We start from the raw sequence: 26,434 nt of genomic DNA, 5'->3' as shown, positions 1-26,434 counted from the left end.
TATGTTGCAGTGCAGCATATAAGGACGCACCAAGGCAAGAACACGAGCACGGTCGCGTGATGGCATGAAATTTCGATCATGCGGAAACGCCCTCCGCCTTGTGGCGGAGGGCGCGGTGTATCTTCCAAACAGGTTTGATGCTCAGGCGACGAGGTCCGGCATCGGTCCGACATAGCGCGACAGCGGCCGGATCAGCCGTCCCGTCGTCTGCTGCTCGCGCGCATGCGCGACCCAACCGGCGACGCGCCCGGCCGCGAAGACATTGCTGAAGGCTTGGCTGGGAAAACCCGCCGCTTCCAGCACCAACGCGGTGTAGAACTCGACATTGGTCTGCAGCGAGCGCTGCGGCTTGGCAATCCGAAGCACATCGAGCGCAGCCTGTTCGACTGTCTCGGCGAAGGCCAGCCGGCGACCGGTCTCGCCCTCCCCGCCGAGTTGCCGCACCACCGCCTTCAGCACATCGGCGCGCGGATCGCGCACGCGGTAGATGCGGTGGCCGAAGCCCATGATGCGTTCACCACGCGCGATCTCGCCGCGCAGCCAGCCGGCGGTGTCGCCATGCGCCTGGATGGCGTCGAGCATCTCGATGACAGGGCCGGGCGCGCCGCCATGCAGTGGGCCCTTGAGCGCCCCGAGGCCAGCCAGCACCGACGATGTCAGCCCGGCCTGCGTCGAAGCGACGATGCGCGTGGCGAAGGTCGAGGCATTGAGGCCGTGGTCGCAGACGGTCACGAGGTAAGTGTCGAGTGCCTTTGCCAGAACCGGCGTCGGCACGGAACCGTCGAGCATCCTCAGCATATCGGCGGCATGATCGGCCTTCCCATCCGGCGCGACCGGCTGCTCGCCGTGCTGCAGGCGCAAGAGCGCCGGCGTCAGCACGGCGGGCGCCGCGATCAGCCCAAGCGCGTCCGTCAGCGTCTCGCCGTCCGGCAGCAGCGCCATGCCGGCGCGCATGGCGCTATAGACGTCGAGCGGCGCCAGCAGGGGCAGGCAAGGCAAGAGCCGGTCGAACACCTCGACGCGCGCCTGGCCCAGTCTCGCGGCCAGTTCCGCGTCTCCGGGAACGTCGTCGAAGAAGCCGTCGAGAAGCAGGCGAACGACCTGCGGATAGTTCCATCGCCCGGCCAGTTCCGGCAGGGAGCACCCCCGGATCGTCAAGCGGCCGCCCAGCCCATCCACGTCGGACAGCACCGTTTCCGCCGCCACCACATCATCGAGCCCGTTCGCCATGGCTTAGTCTCCTTGAGCTTTTTCGACATCAAGGATAAGGATGGGCAACACGCGCATCAATCTTGATCAATAGAATCAACATGGGACCGACATGTCCGAATGGCTGTCGCGGGACGAGGCACTGGAACGGCTCAAGGTGCGGCCGCAGACGCTCTACGCCTATGTCAGTCGCGGGCGCATCGGCATGCGCCCGGACAGTGCCGATCCACGCCGCAGCCAATATCGCGCCGACGATATCGCGGCCCTGATGATGCGAAGAGAGCGCGGACGCAGCCCATCGGCCATCGCCGAAAGCGCCATCGCCTGGGGCGAACCCTCGCTCGTCACCTCGATCTCGACCGTTTCGCACGGCCACCTTGTCTATCGGGGCCGCGACGCCGTTGCGCTGTCCGAACATGCCACGCTCGAAGAGACCGCCGCCGTGCTGTGGGCCCTGCCTGAGCCGGTGAGTTTCGAGGCTCCGGCCTCGGATCAATCCCAACAACTCGGCCGAGCCCCGGCCTTCATGCAACTTGCCATGCTCGCCGGCCAGGGGCGGCCTTCACTAGGGCGCGGCGCCGCCTCGCTGTGCGCCGACGCCGCGCGCGCGATCGGCGTGCTGGCCGGCGCTCTTGGCGCCTCGGCGGGATCAGATCCGGTGCACATGCGGTTGGCGCGAGGCTGGTCGGTGGATGAAGGCGGGGCGCAGGCTATCCGGCGCGCCCTTGTGCTGCTTGCCGATCACGAACTCAACGCATCGACCTTCGCGGCGCGCGTCGCGGCCTCGACCGGAGCCTCGCCCGCCGCCTGCCTGCTCGCGGGTCTGGCGACACTTTCCGGTCCGCGGCACGGTGGCGCCGGCGAGGCGGTGATGCAACTCGCGGACGATGCGGCGCGGCACGGCGCCGATGCGGCGATCCGGCGCTGGCTCGGCCATGACAGGCCTTTGCCAGCGTTCGGCCATCCGCTCTATCCCGAAGGCGATCCCCGCGCCACGGCGCTTTTGGCGGCCATCGACAACACCGACAGAACATTGCGATCGCTGGAAATCGCCGCCATTGCCGCGACCGGCGCCCGCCCGAACGTCGACTTTGCCCTGGCCGTTCTGACGCGCAGCCTCGACCTGCCGCGCGATGCGCCGTTCCAACTGTTCGCGCTTGGGCGCAGCGTTGGCTGGGCCGCCCACATGGTCGAACAGGCAATGAGCGGCGGCAGCATCAGGCCGCGCGGTCGCTATGAGGGATTATTGCCGTAGGATCGGAAGAAAAGCGCTGCGCGCTCACGACATGGTGTCGAGCTTGCGCTGCATGGCCGCGATCTGGTCCTTCAACTGCTGCAGATCGTCGGGTTTTTCCGGCGTTTCCTTCCTGGCCGGTTCGGCGGGGGCCGCCGCAGGTGCCGAGCCTGCCGGCGGGAAAGGCGTGAACAGCCGCATGGCATTCTGGAACATTTCCATGTTGCGGCGCGTCTGCTCCTCCAGCGCCTTGATCGGCGTGGCCATCTTCATCATGTCGAGTGGTGACTTGCCGATAGCGCCCTTCATCTGCTCGCGGAAGCGCTCCTGTTCCTTGGAGAAGGCGATCATCGACTGTTCGAGGAAGCTCGGCACGATCATCTGCATCTGGTCGCCGTAGAAGGCGATCAACTGGCGCAGGAACGGGATCGGCAGCATGTTCTGCCCGTCCTTGTTCTCCAATTCGAAGATGATCTGGGTCAGAACCGGATGCGTGATGTCGTCGCCGGTCTTGGCGTCCTGCACCGTGAACTCTTCGCCCTTCTTGACCATTTCGGCCAGGTCCTCGAGCGTCACATAGGTGCTGGTGCCGGTGTTGTAGAGCCGGCGATTGGCATATTTCTTGATGACGATCGGATCGTCTTTCGCAGCCATCTGCATCCTCCCCGGACACCGGCGCGCCTGAGTAAGCCGCCGGTAACGATTGCGCCCGTTCAAAGGATATGCGCAAAAGCGTCACAATTCCAAGCAGTTTGTGCAGTGCGGGATTAATTATCGCTGCATGGCCGGTGAAATATGCTGCGCAGCAGCGGACAGCTTGATGTCGCGGCCATGCGCAGCTTGCTTGCGACGCATGGGTGCCCTGCCGATTTCCGGTTTGACTCGGGGTTGGGAAAGGGCAAGAAAAGTCTTCAATGACAGAACATCAGCTTGAAGTTTGGAGAACAGAATGCCCGCTTCCAATGCCATCGTCGTCGCCAGCGCGGCGCGCACACCGGTCGGTTCCTTCAACGGCGCTTTCGCCGCCACCCCGGCTCACGAGCTTGGCGCCGTCGTCGTAAGGGAATTGTTGTCGCGCGCCGGCGTCGAGGCGGCCGAAGTCGACGAGGTCATTCTTGGCCAGGTGCTGACCGCGGCCCAAGGGCAGAACCCTGCCCGCCAGGCTTCGATCCTCGCCGGGCTGCCCAGGGAGACCACCGCCTGGGGCCTCAACCAGGTGTGCGGCTCGGGCCTGCGCGCCATCGCGCTCGGCATGCAGCAGATCGCCACCGGCGATGCCAAGGTGGTTGTCGCCGGCGGCCAGGAATCGATGTCGATGTCGCCGCACGCCCAGCATCTGCGCGCTGGCGTCAAGATGGGCGACTACAAGATGATCGACACCATGATCAAGGATGGACTGTGGGATGCCTTTAATGGCTATCACATGGGCAACACGGCCGAGAACGTCGCCCGCCAGTTCCAGATCACCCGCGAGGACCAGGACCAGTTCGCGCTGGCCTCGCAGAACAAGGCCGAGGCCGCGCAGAAGGCCGGCCGGTTCAAGGACGAGATCGTCGCCTTCACCATCAAGGGCAAGAAGGGCGATACAATTGTCGACCAGGACGAATACATCCGCCATGGCGCGACGCTGGATGCCATGACCAAACTGAAGCCGGCCTTCGACAAGGACGGCACTGTGACCGCCGCCAATGCCTCCGGCATCAACGACGGCGCCGCCGGCGCGCTTTTGATGAGCGAAGCGGAAGCTGCCAGGCGGGGCATCACCCCGCTGGCGCGCATCGTCTCCTGGGCGACCGCGGGCGTTGACCCGGCGATCATGGGCACCGGTCCGATTCCCGCCTCGCGAAAAGCGCTGGAAAAGGCCGGCTGGTCGGTCGGCGATCTCGACCTGATCGAGGCCAACGAGGCTTTCGCCGCGCAGGCCTGCGCGGTCAACAAGGACATGGGCTGGGATCCCTCGATCGTCAACGTCAATGGTGGCGCCATCGCCATCGGTCATCCGATCGGCGCCTCTGGCGCGCGCATTTTCAACACGCTGGTCCACGAGATGCGCCGAAGAGGTGCCAAGAAGGGTCTCTCCACCCTGTGCATCGGCGGCGGCATGGGCGTCGCCATGTGCGTCGAAGCGCTCTAAAAGAGAAGTGAATGGGGAGTAGCGAATAGGGAAGAACGGCGTCGGCGCAATGGGATATCTGATCCCTACTCGTCATTCGCTACTCCCTGTTCACTCTCCCAACCAAAGGGAGGGAGCGCATGACCAAGGTTGCAATCGTCACGGGCGGATCGCGCGGCATCGGCGCGGCAATATCGATGGCGCTGAAGGAAGCCGGCTATTCGGTTGCCGCCAACTACGCCGGCAATGATGAGGCGGCGAGCAAGTTCACGGCCACAACCGGCATCAAGACCTACAAATGGTCGGTCGCCGACTACGACGCCTGCGCCGCCGGCATCAAGCAGGTCGAGGCCGATCTGGGCCCGGTCGCGGTGCTGGTCAACAATGCCGGCATCACGCGCGACGCCATGTTCCACAAGCTGACGCGTGAGCAGTGGAAGGAGGTCATCGACACCAATCTCTCCGGCGTTTTCAACATGACGCATCCGCTGTGGAGCGGCATGCGCGACCGCAAGTTCGGCCGCGTCATCACCATCTCCTCCATCAATGGCCAGAAGGGCCAGGCCGGCCAGGTCAACTACTCCGCGGCCAAGGCCGGCGACATCGGTTTCTCGAAGGCTCTGGCCCAGGAAGGAGCCCGCGCGGGCATCACCGTCAACATCATCTGCCCAGGCTATATCGCCACCGAAATGGTCCGGGCGATCGATGAGAAGGTGCTCAACGAACGCATCATCCCGCTAATCCCGGTCGGGCGCCTCGGCGAGCCGGAGGAGATCGCGCGCTGCGTCGTCTTCCTCGCCTCCGAGGACGCCGGCTTCATCACGGGATCGACCATCACCGCCAATGGCGGCCAGTACTTCGCCTGAGGTCTCGCCGGGCTGCCGGCTTCCCGGTGCCGATTGAAGGAGGGCTCGTTCGCCATCCGCTTCGGATGTCCGTGACGCCGTCCGATGACGGCTGTCGGCCTGCTGTTCCAATCCGGCACGCAAAGGTTAATCGCGGCAGCGGGTATTGTGCAAAACTGCCTGGATAAGCTGTGCATTGTCGGTGGAAAACCTGTGCGCAACACTACATCTTGTCGTGAACAAACAGGGAAAATCCCGACATCGCCGATTCGTCGCCCTTTCGTTCCATGTTTGGCCGCAATGTTAACGAGAGCAGTTGCAATCGCCTATCAAACTGTTAATTTCTATTAAGAAAGTTCAACAATTTCATAAGCTTGGATGAAGCAAGGCGGGCTGCCACACGGCTTTGCCAGCGAAAGTTAACGGCGGCTCTCGCCTAGCATGAAACGGGCCAATTCCGTGATTCAGCATGTGGTAAGGATCATCAGCCAAAACTCCACATCTAGCCGTGAACAAAACCTGAATCCGGGCGAGTCAGCGATTCGTCGCCGATTCGTTCCAGACTCGTTCCAACCCTTAATCAGCAGCCGAACCGAAGCTCGACGGAGGTGACTTCGAACCGCCAGCGGAACATTCCGCTTTCGCTTCGCGCCTGAAATCCCTATGTGTCGCCTGTCATACGCGCCACCCGAGGCGTGCTCCCGACAATGAGAGGCCAGAAAGCCTTATTTCCGAGCCGATGAACATCCATCCGAAACCCACCGAGCCGCTGATCCTATCGGGTCGCGACGTGACTGCCGTGCTTGGGCCGACCAACACAGGCAAGACCCATCTCGCCATCGAGCGCATGGTGGCGCATGAAAGCGGCATCATCGGCCTGCCGCTCAGGCTCTTGGCGCGAGAGGTCTACACCCGCGTCTGCGAAAAGGTCGGTGCCCACAAGGTGGCGCTCATCACCGGCGAGGAGAAGATCCAGCCGCCAGGCGCCAGATATTCGGTCTGTACCGTCGAAGCCATGCCGCGCGAGACCGATGCCGCCTTCGTCGCCATCGACGAGGTGCAGCTTGCCGGGGACCTCGAGCGCGGCCACATCTTCACCGACCGCATCCTGCATCTGCGCGGCCGCCAGGAGACGCTGCTGCTCGGCGCCGCCACCATGCACGGCATCTTGCAGCGCCTGTTGAAAGGCGTCTCGGTGGTGACACGACCGCGGCTGTCACATCTGGCCTATGCCGGTTCGAAGAAGCTGACCCGCTTGCCCCGGCGCACAGCGATCGTCGCCTTCTCCGCCGACGAGGTCTATGCCATCGCCGAACTGATCCGCCGCCAGCAGGGCGGTGCGGCCGTCGTGCTTGGCGCGCTCTCGCCCCGCACCCGCAACGCCCAGGTGGCGCTGTTTCAGTCGGGCGACGTCGACTATCTCGTCGCCACCGATGCCATCGGCATGGGCCTTAACCTCGATCTCGACCATGTCGCCTTCGCCCAGAACCGCAAGTTCGACGGCTATCAGTATCGCAACCTGACGGCGGCCGAACTTGGCCAGATCGCCGGGCGCGCCGGCCGGCACCTGCGCGACGGCACCTTTGGCGTCACCGGCCAGGTCGACCCGCTGGACGAGGAATTGGTCAAGAAGATCGAAAGCCACGACTTCGACCCCGTGAAGGTTCTGCAGTGGCGCGCAGCGCGTTTCAATTTCGCCAGCCTCGACGCGCTGAAGCGCTCGATCGAGACCAATGCCCCGGTGGAGGGCCTGACCCGTGCGCTGCCGGCAGTCGATGCGCAGGCGCTTGAGCACCTGTCGCGTGACGAGGACATCAGGGCGCTCGCCACCGACGCAAGGCGCGTCGCGCTGCTGTGGGAGGCCTGCGCGCTCCCCGACTACCGCAAGATAGCGCCGGCCCAGCACGCCGACCTCATTGCGTCGATCTACATGGACCTCGCCAGGCATGGCCATGTCGACGAGAATTACATGGCCGAGCAGGTGCGCCGCGCCGACACCACCGAGGGCGACATCGATACGCTGTCGCATCGCATCGCCCAGATCCGCACCTGGACATTCGTGTCGAACCGGCCCGGCTGGCTGGCCGATCAGGCACACTGGCAGGAAAAGACGCGCGAAATCGAAGACAGATTGTCGGATGCGCTGCATGAGCGGTTGACGAAACGCTTCGTAGACCGCAGGACTTCCGTCCTCATGCGGCGCCTTAGAGAAAATACCATGCCTGAAGCCGAAATAAGCCCAACCGGAACCGTCCTCGTCGAAGGCCACCATGTCGGCGAGTTGCAGGGGTTCCGTTTCACCGCCGATCAGAGCGCTGGCGGCGAAGACGCCAAGGCCGTGCGCGCGGCCGCCCAGAAGGCGCTGGCGGCGGAGTTCGAGGCACGCGCCGAACGCTTCGGCGCCTGCGCCAATGGCGACATCGCGCTCGGTTCCGACGGCACGCTGCGCTGGATCGGCGCGCCGATCGGCACTCTGGTTGCCGGTGAAGACGCGCTGAAGCCGCGTCTGGTGCTTTTGGCCGACGAACAGCTGACCGGCCCGGCGCGTGACAAGGTCGCCGCGCGCGCCGAGCGCTTCGTCAATTTCCAGATCGAATCCCTGCTGAAGCCGCTGGTCGATTTGAAGAATGCCGAGCAGATATCGGGTATCGGCCGCGGCATTGCCTTCCAGCTGGTCGAGAATTTCGGCCTTATCAATCGTCGCGACATCGCCGAGGAGATGAAGTCGCTCGACCAGGAAGGCCGCGCGGCATTGCGCCGGCTGGGCGTGCGCTTCGGCGCCTATCATGTCTTCGTGCCGGCGCTGATCAAGCCGGCGCCCGCGGGATTGGTGACGTTGCTGTGGGCGCTGAAAAACGACGGCAAGGACAAGCTCGGCTTCGGCGACGTCGTCCATGCGCTGGCATCGGGCCGCACCTCGGTGGTCATCGATCCGGCTTTCGACAAGGCCTTCTACAAGCTTGCCGGCTACCGAAATCTCGGCCGCCGCGCCGTGCGCATCGACATTCTGGAACGGCTGGCCGACCTGATCCGCCCGGCGACCAACTGGAAGCCCGGCCTCGGCCAGCGTCCGGATGGCGCCTATGACGGCCAGTCTTTCATGGTGACGCCGCCGATGATGTCGATTCTCGGCGCCACGGCCGATGACATGGAAGAAATCCTGAAAGGTCTTGGCTACCGTGCCGAGCCGAAGCCGGCGGCCGAAGTCAAGGCACGGCTGGAAGCGCAGGACAATGCCGCCCGGGAAGCCGTGGCGGCCAAGCTGGCAGCGGAAGAGGCCGCGCGCGCCGAGCAGGCCAAGGCGGCGGAGGCGGCAGCGACGGACACGCCTGAGGAGACATCGGCGGAAGATCCGCAAACTGCGACTGCCCAGACCGCCGTCGAAATTCCTGCTGAACCCATTGCGGAAGCGGCCGAGACTGTTGCGGAAGAACAACCCGAAGTTCCAGCCGAAGCTACGCAAGAGGTTGCGCCTGTAGCAGAAGCCGTGCCTGAGACTTCTGCCGCCGAAAGCGCCGACGCTCTCACTTCCCCCTCGACGGGGGAGATCGCGGAGCGAGGCGAGGAGGGGGACAGCGCCGACGCTCCCCAACAGGGACAGGATGAAGCCGGCGTGCCCGCTGCGGAAGCCGAAGAGCCTAAGCCGATCCTGTTGTGGCGGCAGGGCCGCTTCGACCAGCGGCCTCGTCACCGTCACCACGAGAACCGCGCCCGGCCGCGCAACGGCCAAGCGGCGCGCTCCGATGCCCCGGCGGATGCCGCTGTCGGCCAGCCCGGCACCCGGCCCGCCCATGAAGGGCGCCGCGATGGCGCCGGCAAGCCGCGTTTCGATCGCTCGAAGTTCAAGCCCAGGCCGCAAGGCGAAGGCGGGGAACGGCGGGAGGGAAAGCCGCAGGGCGAGCGTTCTGACCGCCGTGAGGGCCGGCCGGGCGGCAGGCCGGAAGGCAAGGGCGGCCCGCAAGGCGGCAAACCCTCGTTTCAGGCAAAACCGCGCGAGGAGCGCCCGGCGCGCTTCGATCCCGACTCTCCCTTCGCCAAGCTCGCCGCGTTGCGCGACCAGCTGAAGAAATAGCCGCACAGGATCCGATGGTCGCCCCGATGGCCACCGACCGCCAGCGTATCGACAAATGGCTGTTCTTCTCGCGCGCGGTGAAATCGCGCTCGCTGGCCGCCAAACTGGTCGTGGCCGGCCGGGTGCGCATCAATCGCGACAAAGCAGCGCAGGCCTCCGACCTGGTCAAGCCTGGCGACGTCCTGACCATCACGCTGGAGCGGCGCATCTTCATCTGGAAGGTGCTCGATGCGGGAAGCCGGCGCGGCCCCGCCGTGGAGGCACGCACGCTCTACGAAGACATGTCGCCGCCTGCCGCACCGACGGGCGAGGCGCCTCCCGACGCGATCCCAGGGCTGCGCGAGGCCGGAAGCGGCCGCCCGACGAAGAAGGAGCGCCGCGAGACCGACCGCTTGCTTGGCGACGACTGACCGCCGGTGCACGGAGGCATGTATGTTCTTCCACGCCGCCGACACAACGGTCCGAGCACATGACCGATGCCCGCCATTGCCGACCCGTTGGAATTCCATTCCGGCAATGCGGACATGGCCGGAATGGCCGCCCTTGCAAGCGAGCGCCAAAGGCGTTACCTCACGGAAAAAGCCAACAAAAACGGGACGTCCCGGAGCAGATCGATGACCTATGTCGTGACCGACAATTGCATCAAATGCAAATATATGGACTGCATCGAGGTCTGTCCGGTCGACTGTTTCTACGAGGGCGAGAACATGCTCGTCATCCATCCCGACGAGTGTATTGACTGCGGTGTCTGCGAACCGGAATGCCCCGCCGACGCGATCAAGCCCGATACTGAGTCGGGCCTCGACAAATGGCTGCAGATAAACACCGAATACGCTGAGAAATGGCCTAATATCACCGCCAAGAAGGAGCCGCCGGCCGACGCCAAGGCCTTCGATGGCGAGGCCGGCAAGTTCGAGAAATATTTCTCGGCTGAACCCGGAGAAGGCGACTGACAGCGCTGCCGTTTCAACCGGCATGACGCGGCGTAAGAGGTACGGCCTATTAACCGCCTTGACAGGCGGCGTGAACCTGTGGCCTTCGCTTATGCAGCAAAACCTTGATTCTTCCGACTTTTTGTGTTACATGAGCGAAACATGCCGGTGACACAACGTCGATTTATGGCGCTAACGCCCCAAATCACTGAAAGGTGAAAAATCCCATATCGGACCAGAGCGATCTGGGCCAGGCGATCGCAATCGTGCGGTTTGCCGGTCCCGGCTTTTCCGGTGGGTTCATCTGTTGTGCGGCTAATGATCGGTAACCCGATCGCGCGAGTTCAGCCGGCACCGCCGCCGGCCCACAACAAGGAGTTCAGGGCGTAATGGCAACGATCACCCCGCAGAAGAAGTCCACCGCTGCACGTCACGGTTTCAAGACCGGCGAGTACATCGTCTATCCGGCGCATGGTGTCGGCCAGATCGTCTCGATCGACGAGCAGGAAGTGGCCGGGCACAAGCTGGAACTGTTCGTCATCGATTTCCAGAAGGACAAGATGCGCCTCAAGGTGCCGGTCGCCAAGGCAACCTCGATCGGCATGCGCAAGCTGTCGGAAGAGGATTATGTCGAACGCGCACTGAAGGTCGTGCAAGGCCGCGCCCGCGTCAAGCGCACCATGTGGTCGCGTCGCGCGCAGGAATATGATGCCAAGATCAATTCCGGCGACCTGATCTCGATCTCGGAAGTTGTTCGCGACCTCTACCGCGCCGACAACCAGCCGGAGCAGTCCTATTCCGAACGCCAGCTCTACGAAGCCGCGCTCGACCGCATGGCCCGCGAGATCGCCGCTGTCAACCGCATGTCGGAAACCGAAGCCGTGCGTTTGATCGAGGTCAATCTCAACAAGGGCCCTAAGCGCGGCGCCAAGGCCGACAATGAGGAAGCCGAGCAGGAAGAAGCTGCTTGAGGCCTTGCGCCTTTTGAGTTTTTGAAAAACCCGGTCTTGCGCCGGGTTTTTTGTTGCAGGCAATATTTGGAAAGTTGGTGCACGCCCTCGGCGTGCAATCGTCACAGGAACGTTACGCGGGTCGCTTCCTTCTTGCCTTGGGCGAAACCGGCACGGGCCGCGGGGATGCGGGTCGCCAGATCCATCTGGTTGGTGCCCATTGCGGCGCGGGAATCGACGTCAGGCGTGATCACCACCACCTCGCTGCCCTGCTGGCGCAGGGCTTCGACCTCGCTTGCAAGGTCCGCGCCCGGCGGTCTGCGCAGGCCCTCGAACTGGCCTTCCGGTAGCGGCCCGCTCCGTCCGCTGAACGGCGAGAGCACGATCACGTTCGCATAGCCCGAGGCAAGGTCGGCATTATCGGCGGAGCGCACGCCACCGGAGATGTAGCGGACGCCATTGATGCTGTGCGTGGGCCCCGCACCGGGCAGCGCGGTGCTCGCGGTGGCCGCGTCAACCAGATCGACGCCGGAATCGCGGTCGAACGCAGCCAGTTCACCGGTAAGCGCGTCGATGGCCACCACGATCATCGGCCTTTCCGGCCATTCATGGCGAGGCAATCTGGCGGCGACCAGCGCGCGCCGCTGTTTGGCCACTTCCGGTCCGAATTTGACATCGCTCTCCAAACCGAATGCGCCCATCGCCCGTTGCAGATCGGCTGCCGAGGTAGCGGCGGCGGAAATGGAACGCATCCGCTCGAATACACTATCCATCGGCGGCAACGGCGGTTGACGGCTCGGTCCGGCCGGTTGAACCGGCAGCGGGGACAGCACCGCGGCCAGCAGCTCGCCCGGCGGTATGCCGCTGCGCACCTGCACTGCCGCATTGGCGCCTGCCGAGGTTCCGATCACCAGATCGGCGGCCTCGGTCAGATCGACACCAGTGTCGGCGAGGCCCGCGATGATGCCGATCAGCCAGGCATTTCCGGCGGCCCCGCCACCACCGAGAACAAGAGCAACGTTGCGAACCCATCGGCCCCACTATTGCAGCGCATGGACACGCCCGTCCATCGAAATAGAAACACCGTGCCTGACGGCGGCTCACGAGGATAAATGCCCGGCAGGGAGCAAGCGCAGCGCAGGCCTAGGACGAGAAATTGCCGCCTTCTCCCCCACCCTCCTTCTCCGCCATTTCCTGCTTTAGCGTCGCGATGAACCGTCTTGTCCGTTCGCGCTCCGGATTGCCGAACAGCACCGCCGCGGGGCCCTTTTCGACGACAATGCCGGCCTCGAGGAACACCACCTCGCGAGCGATCTTTGAAGCAAGCCGCAGATCGTGCGTGGCCATCACCATCGTCGTCCCCTCGCTGGCGAGCCGGCCGAGCACGTCGACGACTTCCTGCGCCAGTTCCGGGTCGAGCGCGGAGGTCGGCTCGTCGCACAAAAGCACCTTTGGCGACGGCGCCAGCGCCCGGGCGATCGCTACCCGCTGCTGCTGGCCGCCCGACAGCGTTGCCGGCCAGGCATCGACCTTGTGCGCCATGCCGACCTTTTCCAGCAGCGCGAGCGCCCGTTCGCGCGCCCGTGCCTGGGGCCACTTCAGCACCGTCACCAGCCCTTCCATGACGTTCTCGATCGCGGTGCGATGCGGGAACAGTTGGAAGTTCTGGAACACCATGCCGGTCTGCAGCCGCAGCCGCTGAATGTCCCGGGCCGCCACCTTCGCTCCCGGATGGAACTCCAGCGCCTGATCGCCGATACGCACTGTGCCCGAAGTTGGGATCTCAAGCAGGTTGATGCAGCGCAGCAGCGTACTTTTGCCACCACCCGAAGGACCGACCAGCGCGGTGACGCTGCCTTCGGCAATGGCAACCGTCACGCCCTTCAGCACGAGATTGTCGCCGAAGCGCTTTTCGATGTTGGCAAGGTCGATCACGAGCGCGCCTCCAGGAACCCGCCATAGCGATTGAGCCGCGCCTCCAGCCGCGTCTGCAAGGCCGACAGCACCGAACTCATCGCCAGATAGAGGATCGCCGCCTCGACATAGAGGATCAGCGGCTCATAGGTGGTGGCGACGATGCGCTGCGCGGCCTGGAACATTTCCGGCACGGTGATGGCGGCGGCCAGCGACGTGTCCTTGACCAGCGAGATGAAGGTGTTGGAGAGCGGCGGCACCGCCACGCGCCCAGCCTGCGGCAAGATGGTGCGGCGCATCGCCTGGCTCCAGGTCATGCCGATCGAATAGGCCGCCTCCCATTGCCCCTTTGGCACCGCGCCTATCGCCGCGCGAATGATTTCCGACGAATAGGCGCCGATATTGAGCGTGAAGCCGATCAACGCCGCGGGGAAAGCGTCAAGCAGGATGCCGACCGAGGGCAGGCCGTAGAAGATCAGGAACAGCTGCACCAAGAGCGGCGTGCCGCGAAATATCCACACGTAGAAGCGCGCCACCGCGACCAGGGGCATTGGCCCGAAGAGCCGGATCAGCGCGGTTCCAAGACCGACGCTCAAGCCAAGCACAAAGGACAGGAGCGTCAGCGGTACGGTGAAGATCAACGCGGCCCACAGCAGCGAAGGCAGCGATTCCAGCATGAGTTGCAGCCAGTGCGGCACGAAAGGGCTCCTTCTTGCGACTGCCGTATATCACGCGAAAGGCGGCGGGCCGTCAAAACGGTCCGCCGCCGGGCGATGTCGCGCGGGCCAACGGCCCGGCCGTAAATTACTTCGAAACGTCCTGTCCGAAATACTTGTCTGCGATCTTCTGATAGGTGCCGTCCGCCTTGATGTCGGCCAGCGCCTTGTTGATCGCGGCAACCAGTTCCGGATCGCCCTTGCGAACGATGACGCCGGAATAGTCGGCGTTCTCTTCCTGGGCCGCGATCTTCACATTGGCATCCGGCTTGTGCTTCTTGAAATCGAGGAAGGACAGGCTGTCATTGATGGTTGCGTCGGCGCGGCCGGTCAAAAGCAGCTGGATCGACTGGTCGAACCCGTCGGTACCGACCAGTTCGGCGCCGTTGGCCTCGGCCAGCTTGCCGAAATTCGAAGTCAGCGACTGCGCCGACTTCTTGCCCTTGAGATCGGCGAAGCTCTTGATGTCGGTATTGTCGCCGCGCACGATCAGCACTGCCTTGGAGGCGATGTAGGGGTCGGAGAAATCGTATTTCGCCTTGCGGGCGTCGGTGATGCCGACTTCGTTGATGACCGCGTCATAGCGATTGGCATCGAGGCCCGCGATCAGCCCGTCCCATTTGCCCTCGAGGAACTCTACCTTCACGCCGAGCTTGTCTCCGATCGCCTTGGCGATTTCGACATCGAAGCCGACCAGCGCTCCGCCGGCATCATGATAGGTAAAGGGTGCGTAGGTGCCCTCCGTGCCGACCTTGATGACGCCGGCCTGCTTGATCTGGTCGAGATTGGCGCCGGCATAGCCTGCGGTAACAGCCAGAACCTGCAAAGTTCCGGCGACGATGAGCGACTTGAGCCATTTCATTTTTCTGTGATCCCGTCCTGGCCTGATATCCGGCATGGTGTGTGAGCGCTGGAAATTGACAGATGTGAGTTGAAAAAATAAGGAATGAGATTTCAAAAACATCCATTATTCGGAATCGGATTCTACCACTGACGTTTCTGGCGGTGCCTCGAACCCGCCCGGAGTTTTTTCGCGCAGCCTCCACGCCGCGCCGCCGGCGGCGGAACCTTTCCCGCGCATGGCACGTTTTGCGTTCGTTGTAGGGCAGGACGCCGTCATTTCAAGTCGAGCGGCTGCCGGGTTTCGAAATGACATCCGTATCGCCAGAGCCAGGGAGTGCCTCATGATGGAAGACACGGCAGGACGGATCATGGTCCGCGCGGCAATGAGGGCTCCCTATCTCGAACGCGACGAGGAGTTGCGGCTGGCGCTGCGCTGGAAAAAGGACAACGACCAGAACGCGCTGCACAGCATCACCGTGGCGCATATGCGCCTGGTCATTTCCATGGCCTCCAAATTCCGTCATTACGGCCTGCCGCTTGGCGATCTGGTCCAGGAGGGCCATGTCGGCCTGCTCGAGGCCGCGGCCCGTTTCGAGCCGGAGCGCGAAGTGCGGTTTTCGACCTATGCGACCTGGTGGATCCGGGCCTCGATGCAGGACTACATCCTGCGCAACTGGTCGATCGTGCGCGGCGGCACCAGCTCGGCGCAAAAGGCTCTGTTCTTCAACCTGCGGCGCCTGCGCGCCCGGCTGGCGAACGGCGCCGCGGAGCCGCTGTCGAACAGGACGTTGTACCGCGAGGTTTCAGCGGCCCTCGGCGTCTCCGAAGCCGATGTCGCGCTGATGGATTCGCGGCTCTCGGCGCCCGACTCCTCCCTCAATGTCCCGCTTGCCGACGATGGGGGCGCGACCGAGCGGATGGACTTCCTCGTGTCGGACGATCCCTTGCCCGACGAGGTCGTCAGCGACACCATCGATATCGAACGCCGCTCGATGTGGCTGAAGGCGGCGCTTGCCGCACTCAACGCGCGTGAGCTGCGCATCATCGAGGAGCGTCGGCTGAGCGACGAGGGCGCGACGCTCGAAGCGCTCGGCGAGACGCTTGGCATTTCCAAGGAACGCGTGCGCCAGATCGAGGCCCGCGCCATGGAAAAGCTGAAAGTGGCGCTGGTGAAGCAGAACCCGGAATTCCTCGCCACCGCCGCCTAAATCCATTCCAGGAAAACTACCTAGAAGTTTCTCGTCCCAAAAACGAGAGAGCGGGTCAGCGCCGACTATCGGCTATTTGTCGGTGACGATCTTGACCTTGTCGCCGGCCGAAACCGCAGCCCCCGGCGACAGCGCGTTGAGCACCCGGAACAGGTCGAGTTTGCGGTCGACGCCGACCATCTGCGCCGAAAGCGAACCCATCGTCTGCCCCGGCTGGACGGTGACCACGCGGATATGCAGCGGCTTCAGCGCCGCCTTTTCGGCGGCACTCAGAATGCGGAACGAGCCGCTGACGGAACGCGCCACGGTGTCGAGCGACGTGCTGGCGGATGGTGCCGCCGTCAGCAGCCGGTAGACCTGGCCGCCGGCGCGGATTACCGCGATATCGAACTGCCAGCCTTCGGCGCCTGCATGCGCCGTCGCCGCCTCGTTGCCGTTGATCGTTTCCTGCCTGACGCTCGCGTCGTCGAGACCGGCCACCCAGCCGCTCCTGATATAATCGGTCAGCGCACGGTTCTTGTCGATCGACACGCCGTCGAAGCGGATCGCAATGTCGCCCGGCCCGGTCGCCGTCACGGCGGCGGCCGAATTGTCGATGATGAAGCCCTCCGGCACCGAGAAGGACACGCCCAGGCCCGGATGCAGAAAGGTCTCGCCGCGCACATACCCTTCTTCCGGCGTGTCGCCGTAGAGCAGGCCGTCTATCCCGGCGAGGAAGGCGTCGCGATCGCGGGTGCCGACGCCCGGCGGGCCGAACTGGCGGGCATGGCGTTGCGCAAGGTCGATACGCTGCGGCGTATTGGGATGCGTTGCCAGGAAATCGAGGCTGGCGTCGGTGGCGCCGCTGATCGAGCGGAAATCGGTGTAGGCCGACATGGACTGCAAGAAGCGGCCGGCGGCGTAAGGATCGTAGCCGGCTTCGCCGATCGACTTGATGCCGATCGCGTCGGCCTCCAGTTCCTGGTTGCGCGAAAACTGCGCCAGTCTCAGCTTGCCGCGGATCAGCGCCGCCTTGGCGGTCGGGCTGTCGCCGAGCACGTCGGAAACAACCTTGGTGGCGAGCCCCTCCTCGGCCTCGAGCTGCTGGCGCTGCAGGCCGTGGTTAGCGGTGACGTGGCCCATCTCATGCGCGATGACGGCGGCGAGCTCGGCCGAATCATTGGCCAGCGCCAGCAGGCCGCGCGTGACGTAGAGATAGCCGCCCGGCAGCGCGAAGGCATTGACGTTGGGCGAATTGAGGATGGTGATGCGATAGGTCTGGGTCGGATTGGCCGACACCACCGTCAGGCTGCCGACGACCTTGGCGACCATGCGCTCGAGCTTGGGATCGGAATATTCGCCGCCATAGGTCGCCAGTATGCGTGGATGCTGCGCCTTGGCGAGTTCGGCCAATTTGTTATTGGCCGCGACATTGTCGACCGTGATCGGTTTGTCGGAAGGCTGGAAGCCGGATTCCTGGACTTCCGGAGGTGTGAACATCTGGCAGCTTGCCAGGGCCACTACAAAGCCGGCCAGCGCCAGAAAGCGCGCCAGCATTTTCCCTCTTGGTCTTTCCGTGCCGGTCGGCAGAACGGCTTCCTTTCGGGTCTGGCGCATGCCCGCGAAAATCGGGGCGATCCTCGCAAGGGCTCATGCGCAAATCAAAGCATTACAGCATCCACGCCATACCAACGCGCGGCGGATGCTGCAGGCAAATCACGGCCTGCACCGGACCGGTACGGGGCGGACCTAGCCACACTACCTCTGTCATGGCAAGCAATCGCCCCGTCGCCAGGAGCCGGTTTGAGCGTAAATTATGTCCGCTTCCGGGCAATATCTCGTGATCCAGCCTCCCAGGCGCTTGTGCCAACATAGCGCCGGAAAACTTCAGGACCAGCCCCGGCAAAGAAATCATCCGCCTTGCCCTTGGCGGCAACCATGCCGTTGTCGAGGAACACCACCTCCTCACAAATACGGCGTGCGTCCTGTGGCTGGTGCGTAACGAACAGCAGCGTCATGCCCCGCTCGGCATGCACGTCGGCGACAAGATCGAGCATGTCGTCGCGCAAGGCCGGTCCGAGTGAAGCGAAAGGCTCGTCCAGAAGAAGCACCGGGCGGTTGCGAACCAGCACGCGCGCCAATGCGACACGCTGGCGTTCGCCTCCCGAAAGTTCGCGCGGCAGGCGTCTTTCCTTGCCCGCGAGGCCGGTGCGCGCGATCGCCTCCGCGATGTCAGCGCGGTCGGCCTCGGTCAGCCGCAGCGAGGGCGAGCGGCCGAGCCCGACATTCTCTTCGACCGAAAGATGGGCAAAAAGATTGTTTTCCTGGAACACCATCGACACGGGCCGCGCCGAAGGCGGCGCCGCGCCGACATCGGCGCCGCCGATCAGCACGCGGCCAGCTTGCGGCGTCTCGAAGCCCGCCAGCAGATTGAGCAGCGTCGACTTGCCCGAGCCGCTCGGCCCCATGATGGCGGTAATTTTCGACGCGGCGAAATCGACATCGAAAACGAGCGGCGCGTCGCCGTAGCTGAACGAGACCGTGTCCAGCCGCACCTCGGCCCCCCTTGTCGCACCATTGGTGGCGCCCGCAGCCATCAGTCTCGTTCCCCCCTTCCCAGCCAGCTCGCCGCCACCACAAGCGCAAGGCAGACCAGACCGAGCAGCAGCGCCAGGCCGGCGGCGTCCTCGGTACGGTAGCTGCCCATGCGCGCCAGGAGAAGGTAGGGCAAAGTCTGCACGGAATCACTGCCGAACAGTGCGATGACACCGAGATCGCCAAGCGACAGCGCCATGGCAAACGCGAAGGCGGTGGCCAGCGGCCGTCGCAGCGACGGCCAGTCGACCAGCCGCAACCGGGCCCAGCCCGCTATTGCCAGAAGCGCGCAGAGCCGCTCATGGCGCTCGCTCGCCGCATCATAGGCGGGGCGGATGGCACGGATGGCGAAAGGCATCGCCATGACTGCATTGACGGTGACGACCATGACCGGGGCTATGGCAAAGACATCGCCGACATGGCGCAGCAGAAGGAACCAGCCGGCGCCGATGACGATGGGCGGCACGACCAGGACGAAGCCGGCGCCGGTGTCGGTGGCGTGTTCGAGCACGGTCCGCGGACCGGAGCGGCGCTTCAGGGCCAGCACGCGGCGCGCCATGGTGAGCGAAAGCGACAGCGCAACCGACAGCAGCGCCGACAGGAAGGCCAGCACGGCGCTGGTCAGCGTCGCCTGCCGCACCGCCGCCTCGCCGGCGAGACGGCCAAGGTCGGCGCCGAGGCCTGACATCAGCGTCGCCGTCATCGGCCCGCCGACAAACAAAAGGGCCAGCACGACGAGCGCGGCATTCAGCGCGGTCTCGGTCCTGCCGGCCGAGACGTAGCGGCGCGGCGCCACCGGCAGATTGGCGTCACCGGTGGTGTTGGCGCCGAGCCGCGTCAACGCCAGCACCACGACAAAGGTCAGCGCGATCTGCAGCAGCGTCAGCGCCACCGCCCGCGCGGGATCGAAATCGAAACGCAGAGCCTGGTAGATGCCGACCTCCAGCGTCGTCGCGCCGGGGCCACCGCCCAGCGTCAGCACGATCGTGAAGGATGTGATGCAGAGCATGAACACCAGGCCGGCGACGCCCGGCAGAGCGGCGCGCAGTGTCGGCCACTCGATCAGCCGGAAAGCCGGTGCGGCACCCATGCCGAGCTGGCTCGCCAGCCGCCATTGGTCGGCTTGGATGGTTTGCAGCGCTTCGAGGAACAGCCGCGTGGCCAGCGGCAGGTTGAAGAAGACATGAGCAACGAGGATGCCGGAGAGGCCATAGATGCCCGGCCAATTGTAACCGCCGACGGCACCAAGAAAGCCGGCGAAATAGCCGGCGCGGCCATAGAGCGCCAGGATGCCGAGCGCCGCCACGATCGCCGGCAGCGCCAACGGCAGGGCGAAGAGCTGGAGGATGAAGCCGCGGCCGGGAAAGCGCGGATGCCGCGACAGCGCGCGAGCCACGAACAGGGCCGGCGCCACCGACAACAGCGTCGAAAGCGCCGCCTGCCACAACGTAAAGCGCACGACGCGCAGGAGATAAGGATCGAAGGCTGCCCAGGCTCCGGAGAAATCGTTCGCGCCTTCGAAAAGAAGACCCGCAAACGCGCCGCCGATCAGGAGCCCGATCGCCGCAAGCGCGAGGATACCGGCGGAGATGCGGGGGTCAGACGCGCGCTGCACGCTGCGCCACCCAAAGGACCTTTAGCGAGCGTCGCGTTCCTTCGCGCCCCCCTCTGTCCTGCCGGACATCTCCCCCACTTGGGGAGAGATTGGCTGCTTCAGCGCTCCACCCTCTCCTGTGACGTCGCCAATTGGCGAAAGCCGTCGTGACGGCCAATCTCCCCCCTCGTGGGGGAGATGTCCGGCAGGACAGTGGGGGGCGCTGTAGAGCACTCATCATCCGATCATACGACCAAACTACTTGCTCATCACCGCCAGCCATTCATCCACCCATGCCTTGCGGTTGGCCGCGACCTCCTCGGGACTGAACAGCAAGGTTTTGGTCGGTTTGACCAGTCTGTCGAAGGCCGGATTGAGCGGCTTGTCGGTCTTGCCGGCCGGGAACATCCAGTTGGTCTCGGGGATGGCATCCTGGAATTTCGGCCCGGTCATGAAGGCGATGAACTTTTCCGCCAGCGGATTTTTGGCTCCCGTCGTGGTGATGCCGGCGACCTCGATCTGCAGATACTCGCCCTCCTCCAAGGAAGCGGCCTGGTAGCGCTCGGTGTTCTCGGCAACCATGTGGTAGGCGGGCGAGGTCGTGTAGGACAGCACCATCGGCGCCTCGCCCTTGGTGAACAGGCCGTAGGCCTCGCTCCAGCCCGGCGTCACGGTCAAGACCTTCGCCTTGAGCTTGGCCCAGGCCTCCGGCGCCTTGTCGCCATAGACCGACTTCACCCACAACAGCAGGCCGAGGCCCGGCGTCGAGGTGCGCGGATCCTGGATAACGATCTTGTCGTCGGCACTGCCCTCGACCAATTCCTTCAGGCTCTTGGGCGGCGTCTTCAGCTTCTGCGTGTCATAGACGACGGCGAAATAGCCATAGTCGTACGGGACAAAGATGTCGTCGTTCCAGCCGCCCGGCACATTGAGCCCGGTCACGGCGCCATGCGGCGCAAACAGGCCAGTGGCCTTGGCATCGGCGGTGAGATTGGTGTCGAGGCCAAGCACGATGTCGGCCTTGGTCGCGGCCCCTTCCAGCTTGACGCGGTTGAGCAGCGCGACGCCGTCGGCAACCGAGACGAAGTCGACATCGCAGCCGCATTCGGCCTCGAATTCCTTCTTCACCACCGGGCCGGGGCCCCAGTCGGCGGTAAAGCTCTCATAAGTGTAGACGGTGAGCTTGTCCTTGGCTAAGGCCGGCCCGGACAGAACCACGACCATTGCAGAGACAAGGGCGTATAAAAGCGTGCGCATCGGCGCCTCCTTCGTTCGGGTTAAAGGAATTGAGGCGTCGGACTGTCCGAAACGTCTAATCCCTCCGCCGGTACAAACCGGATCAGGTTCAGCGGGTTGGCGAGACTGCCTCTCAGCCGGTCCGCGAAATATCGCGTCCGGCACCCCGTTAGAGCGCCTCGACACATAGGCCCGGCCGGTGAACCGCGCAAGTGGCTGTTTGCCGGCCTTCCGTTTCCGCTGTCGGGCTGGTAAGGGCCACACGATATGAGCACATTCACCATCCTGCTTGGCGGCGATCTCGTCCGCACGCCACGGCTCGACCGTCAGGTCGAGGGAACCCGCGTCATCGCCGCCGATGCCGGCATCGGCCATGCAAGCACGCTCGGCCTTGTGCCGGAACTGTGGGTCGGCGATTTCGACTCCGTGCCCGCCGGCCTGCCGGATGAGTTGGCCGCCGTGCCGCGCCGGACCTTTCCGGCAGAGAAAGACGCCACCGATGGAGAACTCGCGATATCGGCCGCCCTGGAGCGCGGCGCTACCAGCCTCGTGCTCGCCGGCGCCTTCGGCGGCAAGCGCGCCGACCATGCCTTCCTGCACATGGCGCTCGCCCTGCGGCTGGCCGGGGCCGGGACAAAGGTGCTGTTGACCAGCGGCGCGCAGGAAGCCGTGCCCCTGGCGCACGGCACGGCCCGCTTCGACTATGCCGACGGCACCCTGTTCTCGATCCTGGGTTTTTCCGAGCTTGCAGGGCTGACCGTCGCTGGTGCGAAATGGCCGCTTGACCGCGTCAAGGTCGCGTTCGGCTCGTCGCTGACCATCTCCAACGAGGTCAAGGGCAGGCTCGAGATCGCGCTGGGAGCGGGCCGCGCGCTGCTGCTCGCCCATCCCTATCCCTTGCCAGAAAGCTGACATGGCGCCGCCTCTTCTCAATCTCGACGGAATAAAACTGACCTTCGGCGGCACGCCCCTGCTCGACGGCGCCGACTTGGCTGCGTCGGCCGGCGACAAGATCGCGCTGGTCGGCCGCAACGGGTCCGGCAAGTCGACGCTGCTCAAGATCGCCGCCGGCCTGATCGAGCCGCAGGACGGCGAGGTGTTCCGCCAGCCATCGGCGACCGTCCGCTATCTGCCGCAAATGCCCGACATGGACGGCTTCGCAACCGTGCGCGCCTATGTCGAGGCCGGCCTCGGTCCCGCCGACGATCCTTATCGCGCCAGCTACCTGATGGAGCACCTCGGCCTCTCGGGCGAGGAGCAGCCGGGCGACCTCTCCGGCGGCGAGGCCAGGCGCGCCGCCCTTGCCCGCGTCATGGCGCCCGAGCCTGATATCCTGCTGCTCGATGAGCCGACCAACCACCTCGATCTCTCGGTGATCGAATGGCTGGAAGAGGAACTCGTCCGCACCTCCTCGGCCCTCATCGTCATCTCGCACGACCGCCGTTTCCTTGAGCGCGTATCGCGCGCCACCGTGTGGCTCGACCGGGGCCAGACGCGCCGGCTGGATAAGGGCTTCGGCCATTTCGAGGAATGGCGCGACCAGGTGCTTGAGGAAGAAGAGCGCGAACAGCACAAGCTCGGCCGCCAGATCGTGCGCGAGGAACACTGGCTGCGCTATGGCGTGACGGCGCGGCGCAAGCGCAACATGCGCCGCCTGGGCGAATTGCAGACCATGCGCCAGCGTTTTCGCGGCCATCGCGGCGCCGAAGGCACCGCGACCATGGTGGCCAGCGACGCCGCCGAATCCGGCAAGCTGGTGATCGAGGCCAGGAACATCGAGAAGAGCTTTGGCGACCTCACCGTGGTCAAGGGGTTCTCGACCCGCATCCAGCGCGGCGACCGCATCGGCCTCGTCGGGCCGAACGGCGCCGGCAAGACGACGCTTCTGAAGATGCTGACCGGGGAGTTGCAGCCGGATGCCGGTTCGGTGCGGCTCGGCACAAATCTGGAGATCGCCACGCTCGACCAGAAGCGCGAGGCGGTCGATCCGCAGGAGACGCTGGCTCAGTATCTCACCGACGGGCGCGGCGAGAACCTTGTCATCAATGGCGAGCAGCGCCACGTCGTCTCCTACATGAAGGACTTCCTGTTCAAGCCGGAGCAGGCACGCACGCCGGTGCGCGAGCTGTCGGGCGGCGAGCGGGCACGGCTGATCCTTGCGCGCGTGCTGGCCCGGCCGGCGAACTTGCTGGTGCTCGATGAGCCGACCAACGATCTCGACATGGAAACGCTGGAGTTGCTGCAGGAACTGGTCGCCGGCTTTGCCGGTACGGTCATCCTGGTCAGCCACGACCGCGATTTCCTCGACCGCACCGTGACCAGCGTGATCGCGCCGGACGGCGGCGGTCGCTGGGTCGAATATGCCGGCGGCTATTCCGACATGCTGGCGCAGCGCGGCGGTACCAGGCTCGACGACCGCAAGGCGCGCGCGAAGGCGGATGCAAGCGACGTACCGACGGCGAAGGCGGACAGCGCCACCGCCAAAGCCCCGGCAAAAAAACTCTCGTTCAAGCAGAAATTCGCGCTGGAATCGCTGCCCAAGAAGATCGAGGCGGTGACAGCCTCGATCTCGCGGCTGGAGAACAACATCGCCGATCCGGCCTATTACGAGCGCGATCCGGCCTCGTTCCAGAAGACCATCGCCGCCCTCGACAAGGAGCGCGCGACACTGGCGGCACTGGAGGAAGAGTGGCTCGAACTGGAGATGTTGCGCGAGGAGATGGAGGGGTGAGGATGGTATACGCTACGTTATGCGCTTAAAAGAGGGCTGTCTCCGTGCTTCAATCGACGACAAAACCTCAGCGAAAGTCTGTCAATACATCCATTGACGCTCAGCTGATCAAAGACGCCAAAGCGTCGGGTATCAATCTCTCGCGCGCCGCCGAGGCAGGTATTGCGAAGGCCATCGCGGCGGAAAAAACGCGTCGGTGGCAAGAGGAGAACTTTGAGGCGATTGTGAGCTCCAACGCCTATGTCGAGCGGAACGGGTTGCCATTGGCCACACGCCCGCTGTTTTGATGGCCCGTTACGATCTCTATCGGAATGCCGGAGGCAGTGGTTACCTTGTCGATGTTCAGTCCGACCTTCTTGAGAGGCTGAACACGAGAGTCGTCATTCCGTTGATGCCGCCCGACACAGCCCCCGTTCCTGGCCCCCGGCTCTGCCTTGATGGCCACTGAATTGCCGGATGCCGAGGGAAATCTCTCCAAGCACCACGACGACATCGTCGCCGCGCTCGACATGCTGTTCCAAGGCTTCTGACCGGAGCCGACCGTTGCCGTCGGCTCAGCCCGCCGTCTTCGCCTGCCAAGCCTTGATCGCCTCGTCGAACACCTTCTCGCCGGGAATGCCTTTTTCCATCGTCAGCAACGCTCGTCGTCCGGTCTTGTAGACGACCGGCACGTCGATCCAGTCCTGTCCCCGAAGCAAGGTCAGGTTGGCGTCCTCGTCGGCCTTGGTGTCGTTGAGCGCGACGAGGAAGAAGCCGTCGGCGATCTTGGCCGGAATGCCGATCAGCGGGCTGCCGGCATCCTGCTCGGAACTCTTCATGGCCACGCGCAGGATGTTGTCGACGCCGCCGCCTTCGAAACCGTCGGGCGTCAGGAAGATCATCTCGATGATGTGGCTGGCCGGCAGCGTCTGGTCAGTGTTGCGGCGGATGGTCATGCGCAACTGGATGTCCTTGCCGGGAATGGTCGCCTCGGCGCGGATCGCCGGCTCAGGCGGCAGGTCGCCGCCGGGCGATTCCTGCACCAGCGACCAGACGATGTTGCCCGGCTCGGCCGAACCCTGCGCGGTGCTGGTGCGCTCCTCATAGAAGATCGCCTTCTGGCCGACCGGCAGAGAGGTTTGCGTCGGCGCACCGGCAGGCGAGGGCGGCGTGGCGGCGTTGTCAGCCGGCGCCGCGGGTGCGGTCGCCGCCGGCGCAGCGCCCGGTGCAGGGGGCGTGGTCCCGGCGGGCGCGCCTGCGGCCGGCGTGCCTCCTGCCGGAGCCGACAAGGCCGGGGTGGTCGTGGCTGAAGGCGGCGTCGTCAGCGCCGCGACGGACTCGCCCTCGCCCACGCCGCTTTGTCCGCCGGCCGGGCCAGGATCGACCTCGCTTCCTTGCGGTGTCAGTCTTTGAGTGAACTTCGGTGTCCCTTCGGGCTCGGCACCGCTAGCCGCAGGTGCCGGGGGCGTTGCCGCCGCATCGCTCGCCGGCTTGGCGGGTGTCGATTTGACCGGCTCGGTCGTCGCGACCTTGCTGCCGCCGCCCAGACCCAGCATCTTGCCGAAGGCATCCTTGTTCAGCCAGATGCCATAGCCGCCGCCGGCAATGACCAGCAACGCAACGGCAGCGGCAATCAGCCCGCCATAGCTGCGCTTGCGTTCAGCCGGACGCAAGCGCTGGAAAGTGTCGGCGGCCGCAGCCTCTTCGTCGCTCGCAAAGACATCGGCATGCTCGTCGTCCTGACCCACATCCATGCCAGGCTGAGCCCTGTCGTCGAACTCCGTGGCCGGCTGCACCGGTACGGGCTTTTGCCAGTTCGGCTCGACCTCGGCGGCGGGCGATGCAGGCCTGGAGATGTCGGGCTCCGGAGCGGGGGGCGGCGGCTTGTAGGGTTCAGCCTTCGAGGCAGGCGCTGCCGGCCAGGCCGGCTCCGCCTTTACCGGCTGTTTGGTATGGTTCGACTGGTTCTTGTTGCGATCGATGGAGGAAAATATGTGCTCCAGTTCGGCAAGCGGATCGGTCTCCGGCACGCTTTTGGCATATTCGCGCTCGAGCCTCGATATGGCGTCTTCCAGGCCGCGCTTCTGCCTTTCGGCTTCCGACGGCGAAAGCGGCGGCTCGCGCTCGGCAATCTTCTTTGCAATCGTCGAGCGCGCTTTGTCGTAGACTTTGGCCCGCAGCTCCGGCGTAGGATCGCCAAAATTGTTTATCGTATCCCTCAGAGCAGAAACGAAATCTTTCGCCATGCGTCAGTCGACCTGTATTGTGCTCCGGGCCGGCCTCC

Annotated in this window: 23 protein-coding genes, 1 pseudogene and 1 riboswitch; of the genes and pseudogenes, 12 read left to right on the top strand and 12 right to left on the bottom strand. The window is 64.6% G+C overall.

The window, feature by feature from the left end; translation table 11 throughout:
• Nucleotides 1–141: 141 nt before the first annotated feature.
• Entirely contained in the window at nt 142–1,230 is a 1,089-nt protein-coding gene (locus tag FJ951_RS22805) for a citrate synthase/methylcitrate synthase (RefSeq protein WP_140517576.1), read from the bottom strand.
• Between the two features lie 91 nt (nt 1,231–1,321).
• Here FJ951_RS22805 and FJ951_RS22800 point away from each other — a divergent pair, with 91 nt between their 5' ends.
• Nucleotides 1,322–2,464 (top strand): citrate synthase, encoded by a 1,143-nt coding sequence (locus tag FJ951_RS22800; RefSeq protein ID WP_140517575.1) that lies wholly within the window; start codon nt 1,322–1,324, stop codon nt 2,462–2,464.
• A gap of 24 nt (nt 2,465–2,488) precedes the next feature.
• On the opposite strand, the gene phaR is transcribed toward FJ951_RS22800, so the two are convergent.
• Entirely contained in the window at nt 2,489–3,097 is a 609-nt protein-coding gene (gene phaR / locus FJ951_RS22795; RefSeq protein ID WP_140493348.1) for a polyhydroxyalkanoate synthesis repressor PhaR, read from the bottom strand.
• Between the two features lie 117 nt (nt 3,098–3,214).
• Nucleotides 3,215–3,412, bottom strand: coding sequence for a hypothetical protein (locus FJ951_RS22790; protein WP_140493345.1), 198 nt, complete (start codon nt 3,410–3,412; stop codon nt 3,215–3,217).
• On the opposite strand from FJ951_RS22790, the gene FJ951_RS22785 reads away from it, so the two are divergent.
• From FJ951_RS22785 to FJ951_RS22760, 6 genes are all read left to right on the top strand, one after another.
• Nucleotides 3,393–4,577, top strand: a complete 1,185-nt coding sequence (locus FJ951_RS22785) for an acetyl-CoA C-acetyltransferase (protein WP_140493342.1) — start codon at nt 3,393–3,395, stop codon at nt 4,575–4,577. The genes FJ951_RS22790 and FJ951_RS22785 overlap by 20 nt on opposite strands.
• A gap of 119 nt (nt 4,578–4,696) precedes the next feature.
• Nucleotides 4,697–5,422 carry an acetoacetyl-CoA reductase gene (gene phbB / locus FJ951_RS22780; protein ID WP_140493339.1) on the top strand — a complete coding sequence of 242 codons (726 nt, stop codon included), beginning with the start codon at nt 4,697–4,699 and terminating at the stop codon, nt 5,420–5,422.
• 718 nt (nt 5,423–6,140) lie between these two features.
• Nucleotides 6,141–9,473 (top strand): helicase-related protein, encoded by a 3,333-nt coding sequence (locus tag FJ951_RS22775; protein ID WP_140517574.1) that lies wholly within the window; start codon nt 6,141–6,143, stop codon nt 9,471–9,473.
• Nucleotides 9,474–9,499: 26 nt separating this feature from the next.
• On the top strand, nt 9,500–9,883 hold the full coding sequence (locus FJ951_RS22770) for an RNA-binding S4 domain-containing protein (protein WP_140517614.1): 384 nt from the start codon (nt 9,500–9,502) through the stop codon (nt 9,881–9,883).
• Nucleotides 9,884–10,087: 204 nt separating this feature from the next.
• The gene (fdxA, locus tag FJ951_RS22765) at nt 10,088–10,426 is read left to right on the top strand and encodes a ferredoxin FdxA (RefSeq protein WP_140493333.1); all 339 of its coding nucleotides are present in this window, start codon (nt 10,088–10,090) and stop codon (nt 10,424–10,426) included.
• A 368-nt stretch (nt 10,427–10,794) separates the two neighbouring features.
• Nucleotides 10,795–11,376, top strand: coding sequence for a CarD family transcriptional regulator (locus FJ951_RS22760; RefSeq protein ID WP_006327799.1), 582 nt, complete (start codon nt 10,795–10,797; stop codon nt 11,374–11,376).
• 101 nt (nt 11,377–11,477) lie between these two features.
• Here the strand turns inward: FJ951_RS22760 and FJ951_RS22755 are convergent.
• The 4 genes and pseudogenes from FJ951_RS22755 to FJ951_RS22740 all read right to left on the bottom strand — a co-directional run.
• Nucleotides 11,478–12,356: pseudogene (locus tag FJ951_RS22755) on the bottom strand (patatin-like phospholipase family protein); the annotation flags it as partial.
• 142 nt (nt 12,357–12,498) lie between these two features.
• Nucleotides 12,499–13,290, bottom strand: a complete 792-nt coding sequence (locus FJ951_RS22750; RefSeq protein ID WP_140517572.1) for an amino acid ABC transporter ATP-binding protein — start codon at nt 13,288–13,290, stop codon at nt 12,499–12,501.
• On the bottom strand, nt 13,287–13,967 hold the full coding sequence (locus FJ951_RS22745; RefSeq protein ID WP_140517571.1) for an ABC transporter permease subunit: 681 nt from the start codon (nt 13,965–13,967) through the stop codon (nt 13,287–13,289). Before FJ951_RS22745 ends, FJ951_RS22750 begins: the two co-directional genes overlap by 4 nt.
• A gap of 106 nt (nt 13,968–14,073) precedes the next feature.
• On the bottom strand, nt 14,074–14,847 hold the full coding sequence (locus tag FJ951_RS22740; protein WP_140493318.1) for an amino acid ABC transporter substrate-binding protein: 774 nt from the start codon (nt 14,845–14,847) through the stop codon (nt 14,074–14,076).
• 322 nt (nt 14,848–15,169) lie between these two features.
• Between FJ951_RS22740 and FJ951_RS22735 the strand changes: the two genes are divergently transcribed.
• Nucleotides 15,170–16,036: an RNA polymerase factor sigma-32 gene (locus FJ951_RS22735; protein WP_140517570.1), complete on the top strand. Its 867-nt coding sequence runs from the start codon at nt 15,170–15,172 to the stop codon at nt 16,034–16,036.
• Between the two features lie 72 nt (nt 16,037–16,108).
• On the opposite strand, the gene FJ951_RS22730 is transcribed toward FJ951_RS22735, so the two are convergent.
• The 4 genes from FJ951_RS22730 to thiB all read right to left on the bottom strand — a co-directional run bounded on the left by FJ951_RS22730 (nt 16,109) and on the right by thiB (nt 21,461).
• Nucleotides 16,109–17,572 (bottom strand): M48 family metalloprotease, encoded by a 1,464-nt coding sequence (locus FJ951_RS22730; protein WP_140493312.1) that lies wholly within the window; start codon nt 17,570–17,572, stop codon nt 16,109–16,111.
• Between the two features lie 257 nt (nt 17,573–17,829).
• The gene (gene thiQ / locus FJ951_RS22725) at nt 17,830–18,612 is read right to left on the bottom strand and encodes a thiamine ABC transporter ATP-binding protein (protein WP_140517569.1); all 783 of its coding nucleotides are present in this window, start codon (nt 18,610–18,612) and stop codon (nt 17,830–17,832) included.
• Nucleotides 18,612–20,225: a thiamine/thiamine pyrophosphate ABC transporter permease gene (thiP, locus tag FJ951_RS22720; RefSeq protein ID WP_140517568.1), complete on the bottom strand. Its 1,614-nt coding sequence runs from the start codon at nt 20,223–20,225 to the stop codon at nt 18,612–18,614. The genes thiQ and thiP overlap by 1 nt, the downstream gene beginning before the upstream one ends.
• Nucleotides 20,226–20,462: 237 nt before the next feature.
• Nucleotides 20,463–21,461: a thiamine ABC transporter substrate binding subunit gene (gene thiB / locus FJ951_RS22710; protein ID WP_140517566.1), complete on the bottom strand. Its 999-nt coding sequence runs from the start codon at nt 21,459–21,461 to the stop codon at nt 20,463–20,465.
• A 42-nt stretch (nt 21,462–21,503) separates the two neighbouring features.
• Nucleotides 21,504–21,619, bottom strand: a riboswitch (TPP riboswitch).
• Between the two features lie 88 nt (nt 21,620–21,707).
• Between thiB and FJ951_RS22705 the strand changes: the two genes are divergently transcribed.
• The 4 genes from FJ951_RS22705 to FJ951_RS22690 are packed head-to-tail and all read left to right on the top strand — an operon-like array spanning nt 21,708 to nt 24,619.
• Nucleotides 21,708–22,352 (top strand): thiamine diphosphokinase, encoded by a 645-nt coding sequence (locus FJ951_RS22705; RefSeq protein ID WP_140517565.1) that lies wholly within the window; start codon nt 21,708–21,710, stop codon nt 22,350–22,352.
• Nucleotide 22,353: 1 nt separating this feature from the next.
• Nucleotides 22,354–24,171, top strand: coding sequence for an ABC-F family ATP-binding cassette domain-containing protein (locus FJ951_RS22700; protein ID WP_140517564.1), 1,818 nt, complete (start codon nt 22,354–22,356; stop codon nt 24,169–24,171).
• A 44-nt stretch (nt 24,172–24,215) separates the two neighbouring features.
• Entirely contained in the window at nt 24,216–24,458 is a 243-nt protein-coding gene (locus FJ951_RS22695) for a type II toxin-antitoxin system CcdA family antitoxin (RefSeq protein WP_140493291.1), read from the top strand.
• The gene (locus FJ951_RS22690; protein WP_318012521.1) at nt 24,458–24,619 is read left to right on the top strand and encodes a CcdB family protein; all 162 of its coding nucleotides are present in this window, start codon (nt 24,458–24,460) and stop codon (nt 24,617–24,619) included. Before FJ951_RS22695 ends, FJ951_RS22690 begins: the two co-directional genes overlap by 1 nt.
• A gap of 106 nt (nt 24,620–24,725) precedes the next feature.
• Here the strand turns inward: FJ951_RS22690 and FJ951_RS22685 are convergent, their stop codons facing one another.
• A complete protein-coding gene (locus tag FJ951_RS22685) occupies nt 24,726–26,396 on the bottom strand; it encodes a hypothetical protein (RefSeq protein WP_140517563.1) in 1,671 nt (556 codons plus the stop codon).
• Nucleotides 26,397–26,434: the final 38 nt, after the last annotated feature.

It is taken from the genome of Mesorhizobium sp. B2-2-3 (assembly GCF_006442405.1).
Classification (GTDB): Bacteria; Pseudomonadota; Alphaproteobacteria; order Rhizobiales; family Rhizobiaceae; genus Mesorhizobium.
The sequence above is the reverse complement of the archived record's forward strand: the minus strand, read 5'-3'. Positions and strand labels throughout refer to the sequence as shown.